Source organism: Rhizobium sp. Rhizsp42, assembly GCF_047304155.1.
In the GTDB taxonomy this organism is placed as follows: Bacteria; Pseudomonadota; Alphaproteobacteria; order Rhizobiales; family Rhizobiaceae; genus Rhizobium.
This window is the reverse complement of record NZ_JBGLYS010000089.1, coordinates 1-2,486: the sequence shown is the minus strand read 5'-3', so window position 1 is coordinate 2,486 and position 2,486 is coordinate 1. Positions and strand designations below refer to the sequence as shown.

3 protein-coding genes are annotated in these 2,486 nt (G+C 58.4%); all 3 read left to right on the top strand.

Annotation, left to right across the window (positions count from 1 at the left end):
* The first annotated feature begins 77 nt into the window (after window positions 1-77).
* The 3 genes from ACCD05_RS31600 to tnpC all read left to right on the top strand — a co-directional run bounded on the left by ACCD05_RS31600 (window position 78) and on the right by tnpC (window position 2,478).
* Complete coding sequence (locus tag ACCD05_RS31600) at window positions 78-464, top strand: transposase (RefSeq protein ID WP_112983139.1); 387 nt, start codon at window positions 78-80, stop codon at window positions 462-464.
* Window positions 465-532: 68 nt separating this feature from the next.
* Window positions 533-805 (top strand): IS66 family insertion sequence element accessory protein TnpB, encoded by a 273-nt coding sequence (gene tnpB / locus ACCD05_RS31595; RefSeq protein WP_234838265.1) that lies wholly within the window; start codon window positions 533-535, stop codon window positions 803-805.
* Between the two features lie 74 nt (window positions 806-879).
* Window positions 880-2,478, top strand: a complete 1,599-nt coding sequence (gene tnpC, locus ACCD05_RS31590) for an IS66 family transposase (RefSeq protein ID WP_413397607.1) — start codon at window positions 880-882, stop codon at window positions 2,476-2,478.
* Window positions 2,479-2,486: the final 8 nt, after the last annotated feature.

Here is a 2,486-nt window from a genome sequence, read left to right as displayed (position 1 = left end):
GTAAGCGGGTAGGCCATCCCGCGTAGCGCGGTATCGAAAGATCGCTCATTCTCAGCATGAATCATGCGGAGAAACCTATGAGCGACAGTGTGAATCAGGCTCGTGCCTTTGAGGTTCTGACGGCGACACCAATACGGACGAGGCGCAAGCCACGAGATTGGCCGGATGCTGAGAAGTCTCGGCTGATTGCGGAGACAATGCTGCCGGGGGCGAATGTGTCAGCGATCGCCCGCGCCGAGGGGCTAGATCCCTCACAGCTTTACGGCTGGCGTCGCAAGGCCTTGGCTTCGGGATCGGTTGTGCCCCTTTCCAAAGCGGCTAATGAAAGGGTTAGTTTCGCGCGCGTCGAAGCTGTTGCAAGTTCACCTGTGGAGATCGTCATGGGTGACGTCGTGGTGCGTGTGACGGGAGATATCGAGCCGGATCATCTTGCCAAGATCCTCCGGGCGGTGCGCAAGGCATGATTGCGTCTGGCGTTGTCGTTTACGTCTCGTGTCAACCGGTCGACTTCCGCAAGGGGGCGGCCTCGTTGATGGCTTTGGTCAGGGATGGCGGTCTCGATCCTTTCAACAGCGCCCTTTACGTGTTCCGTTCCAAACGGAAGGACCGTGTCCGGATCGTGTGGTGGGATGGCAGCGGGGTCTGTCTCTATTCGAAAGTTATCGAAGGAAATGGCTTTTGCTGGCCAGCAGCGACGGCGGCGCGCATCCGTCTGGATCATGCCCAGCTCATGGCCCTACTGGCCGGAATGGATTGGAAGAAGATCCGCCCGGCGACAATCAGGAGGCCGCTTTCGACGGGTTGAGCCCATCCAAGAAATCTCACGCATGTTACTGTAAACGCTAGGAAAAGATCACTATTTGTGATCTACTTCCTGCTATGACGTTCTCTGCTTCGGACCTTCCTGACGACGTTGATGCACTCAAGGCGATGATCGTCGCCATGAGCGCAGAAGGCGCCGCTGCCCGAGCGGAGATCACCCGGCTTGAGGCGCTCAAGAAGGATACGGACGAGCGGATAGCCACTCTCACTGCGATTGTAAAAGTGCTTGAGCGCGCTCAGAAAGGCAGGCGCTCGGAACGGCTGCGACTGGGGATCAACGACGATCAGATCGACTTTGCGTTCGAGGAAGTCGAGACCGGCCTGGCAGCGATCGACAGCGAGCTCGACCAGTCACGGAAAGACAAGCCGAAGCGGGAAGCGCGCCCGCGCAAGGGCTTTGCCGCTCATCTCGAGCGCATCGAGGAGGTTATCGAGCCTGAAATCCCCGAAGAGTGCCAAGGGCTGGAGAAGGTTTTGATTGGCGAAGACCGCTCCGAGCGGCTCGATGTCATCCCACCGAAGTTCAGGGTCATCGTTACCCGCCGGCCGAAATACGCATTCAGAGGGCGTGACGGTGTGCTGCAGGCTCTAGCGCCTGGCCATATCATCGAAGCCGGACTGCCGAGCGAACGGCTCCTAGCTTACATCGCCGTGTCCAAATATGCCGACGGCCTTCCGCTTTACCGTCAGGAAACAATCTACCTGCGCGATAGCGTGACGCTGAGCCGCTCCTTGATGGCTCAATGGATGGGACATCTCGGCTTCGAGCTCAAGATCCTGGCCGATTACATCCTGGAGAAAATCAAAGCAGGTGAAAGGGTCTTTGCCGACGAAACGACATTGCCGACCCTGGTGCCTGGTTCGGGAAAAACAATGACGGCATGGCTGTGGGCCTATGCACGTGATGATCGGCCGTTCGGGGGATCAGGGCCACCAATGGTCGCCTATAGATTTGAAGACAGCAGAGGTGGGCGCTGTGTGGCCCGCCACCTGAGCGGCTTCAACGGCATTCTCCAGGTGGATGGGCACGGCGCCTATACGAGCATGGTCAAAGAGCAGGTCAAGGCCGGCAGCAACGAGACCATCGCATTGGCAGGGTGCTGGGCGCATGTCAGGCGCAAATTCTACGAACTGCATATCGGTGGTATCAATCAGGCCGCGACAGCCTCGGTGAAGGCGATGAGCGAGTTGTGGAAGATCGAGGACGAGATCCGGGGAAAGGATGCCAACGTCCGTGCTGCCGCACGACAAGAGCGGTCTGCGGCCATTGTCGCCAACCTTTTTGACAACTGGGAAAAGGAGCTGGCGAAGGTCTCTGGCAAGTCCAAGACCGCGGAGGCGATCCGCTATGCAATGACCCGCCGACAATCTCTGGAACGCTTTCTCGGTGACGGCCGCATCGAGATTGACTCCAATATCGTCGAGCGCGCAATCCGTCCCCAAACGATCACACGGAAGAATAGTCTGTTTGCCGGAAGCGAAGGCGGTGGCAACACATGGGCCACGATCGCCACGCTCTTGCAGACAGCTAAAATGAACAACGTCGATCCGCTCGCCTGGCTGACACAGACCTTAGTTCGCATGGCCAACGGATGGCCCGCGCAGGATATCGACGCTCTGATGCCGTGGAACTTCCAGTCGAGCGTGGTCGGCTAACCGCTTAC